Origin of the sequence: Streptomyces sp. SBT349 (assembly GCF_001083795.1) — a bacterium.
In the GTDB taxonomy this organism is placed as follows: domain Bacteria; phylum Actinomycetota; class Actinomycetes; order Streptomycetales; family Streptomycetaceae; genus Streptomyces.
In genome coordinates this window covers 1-2308 of record NZ_LAVK01000593.1, presented here as the reverse complement: position 1 = coordinate 2308, position 2308 = coordinate 1, and the positions used below count along the sequence as shown (strand labels likewise).

3 protein-coding genes are annotated in these 2308 nt (G+C 75.4%); 2 read left to right on the top strand and 1 reads right to left on the bottom strand.

Going from position 1 to position 2308, the window contains the following annotated elements:
• Nucleotides 1-125: 125 nt before the first annotated feature.
• Nucleotides 126-761 carry an RcpC/CpaB family pilus assembly protein gene (locus ADY01_RS34985; RefSeq protein WP_234320542.1) on the top strand — a complete coding sequence of 212 codons (636 nt, stop codon included), beginning with the start codon at nt 126-128 and terminating at the stop codon, nt 759-761.
• Nucleotides 762-932: 171 nt separating this feature from the next.
• Nucleotides 933-1496 carry an MscL family protein gene (locus ADY01_RS34980; RefSeq protein WP_049580867.1) on the top strand — a complete coding sequence of 188 codons (564 nt, stop codon included), beginning with the start codon at nt 933-935 and terminating at the stop codon, nt 1494-1496.
• Nucleotides 1497-1578: 82 nt separating this feature from the next.
• Here ADY01_RS34980 and ADY01_RS36420 read toward each other — a convergent pair.
• Nucleotides 1579-2308: AMP-binding protein (locus ADY01_RS36420; RefSeq protein WP_063784479.1), on the bottom strand; the 730-nt coding region annotated here is incomplete at its 5' end.

Sequence of the window (2308 nt, the reverse complement as noted above, 5' to 3'; positions counted from 1 at the left end):
GGCTTCTGCGGCTCCCTGGGGTGGCTCGGTGCTTCGGGTACTCGTCGGGGTGACGGGGTTTTCCACAACCGGCGGGTTATCCACAGGGTTCAGCGGGGTTTCGCGTGGGCGGGCACGGTGGTGCCATGCATCGCGCACAGATGGATACACCGCGTCATCACTCCGGATCCTCCCCCAGGCCCGCCCCGCGGTCGCTGCCGCCCGGCTCGCCCGTTCCCGACTTCACGCCCGTGTGCCCGCGCGGCGGGCGGCGCAGGCTGCGGCGCGTCGCCAGACGCCGCCGTACGGTGCTGGCCGCGGGGCTCGCGCTCGCCACGGTGGCCCTGGCCGTCGCCGCGCCCGGAGGCGGGGCCGGTGCGGAGGACGAGGGCCGGGCCGCGCCGTCCGCCGACCGTCGGGAGACCGCCGCGACCGCGGGGGCGGGCGCGAAGGCCGGTGGGGCCGGTGCCTCCGAATCGGATCAGGTCATGGCCCCCGTCCGCATCGCCGATGCCGACGCGGTCCGGCTGCTGCGCCCGGGGGACCGGGTGGATGTGCTGGCGGCCCGCGCGGGGCCCGGCGCCGGCTCGGGCGACGCTCCGCCTCCCGCCCGCGTGGTGGCCCGGCGGGCCAGGGTCTCCGAGGTGCCGGACATCGGTCCGTCCTTCGCCGGGACGGACGGCAGGGGCGGCGCCCTCCTGGTCCTTGCCGTGTCCCCGGCCACCGCGGCCGAGCTGGCGGGCGCCGCCGCCTCGGCCGATCTGGCGGTGACCCGATGGTGACCGCGACGCTCATCCGCGCCCGCGGTTCGGGCCGCTACCACGCTTTCACCTATAAGTGGTCATCGGATTGGACAGCCGGTCGTCCCCTGTTGCAGCGTGGTCCGCTCGGACTCCACGGCAGGAGCGGAGCGCAGGGTGAGAGGCGGAGCGGTGACCGAGCGCGGCAAGGGCATGGTGGAGGGGGTGCGGGAGACCCTGGGGGGATTCCGCACCTTCCTCCTCCGGGGGAACGTGGTGGAGCTGGCCGTCGCGGTCGTCGTCGGCACGGCCTTCACGAGCATCGTGAACTCGGTGGTGGACGGCGTCATCAACCCGGTGGTGGGCGCCTTCGGCACCAAGGACCTGAACGCGTACCAGTCGTGCCTGCGGGGCCCCTGCGAGGTGAACGCGGCCGGCCAGGTGGTGGACGGCATCCCGATCCGCTGGGGCTCGGTGCTCAGCGCCTCGCTGACCTTCCTGATCACCGCGGGCGTCGTCTACTTCCTGATGATCCTGCCCCTGACCAGGTACCTGGCGCGGCGGGCGGCCAAGGACCCGGTGGAACAGCCGGTGGAGACGGAGCTGGAGCTGCTGGCCGAGATCCGCGACGAGTTGGTGGCCCAGCGCGCCGCGCGCGAGGCCGGGGTCGTGGTGGGCGGGCAGCGCTCCGCCGAACCGGCCGCCGGTGGCGCTTCGGGCGCCTCGCCCGGCTCGGCCGACCACGGCGGTCGGCCCGGCGACCAGGGCCGGGAGTAGGACCGGGACCAGTCCCCGGCCTCGGACCGGCCCCCGGCGTAGGACCGGGAACGGGCGCCGGGTCGGGGGTGGCGGCCCGTGCTCAGAGGTGGTGCGGCGGCTTCTCGTTGAGGAAGCGCGCCAGGTCGGCGACGCTCGCGTCCTCGGCGGGCCCGTCGTCGCCCCAGCCCCGGTCGTTGTCGTCGCTGGACGGGCGGTCCAGGGGGTCGCCGAAGTCCAGGTCGCTCGACGGGCCGGTGGGCGGCGTGCCGCCCGACCGCGAGAGGTCGCTCATGTGGCCAGGATACGGGCGGGGCGGCAGCCCGCCGTGGGCCAGCACCTCGTGCCACCACTGGTCCCTCCCCGGCTGCCAGGGGACGGGCCTGGCCAACTGCCGCACCACCAGCACCCGCTCCACCCCGGGGCAGCCGACCAGTGCCCGGTCCAGCGCCGTCTTCACGCCGTACGCCTGCCCGTCCAGCTGGCAGGCGTCCGCCGTGACGACCAGCCGCGTCCCCGAGCCGTGGACGCGGTGGCGGATGAGCCCCGAGTGCCCGCCCACGGGCAGGGTGAGACGCACCGCCGAGAGGTTGACGCAGGCCAGCGTTATCGCCACGGACTCCAGGCACATGGGCAGCAGTACCGCCACCGGGTCCCCGGCCTTCACCCCGAGCCGCGCCAGGGCACCGGCGGCGCGCTCGCCCTCGCGCACCAGGGACCTGAACGCGTACCAGTCGTGCCTGCGGGGCCCCTGCGAGGTGGTCGAGGCCGCCGAGGTGGTGGACGGCATCCCGATCCGCTGGGGCTCGGTGCTCAGCGCCTCGCTGACCTTC

Coding starts and splice junctions, on each gene's coding strand:
- ADY01_RS34985 (WP_234320542.1), top strand. CDS start 126: ATGCATCGCGCACAGATGGATACACCGCGTCATCACTCCGGATCCTCC.
- ADY01_RS34980 (WP_049580867.1), top strand. CDS start 933: ATGGTGGAGGGGGTGCGGGAGACCCTGGGGGGATTCCGCACCTTCCTC.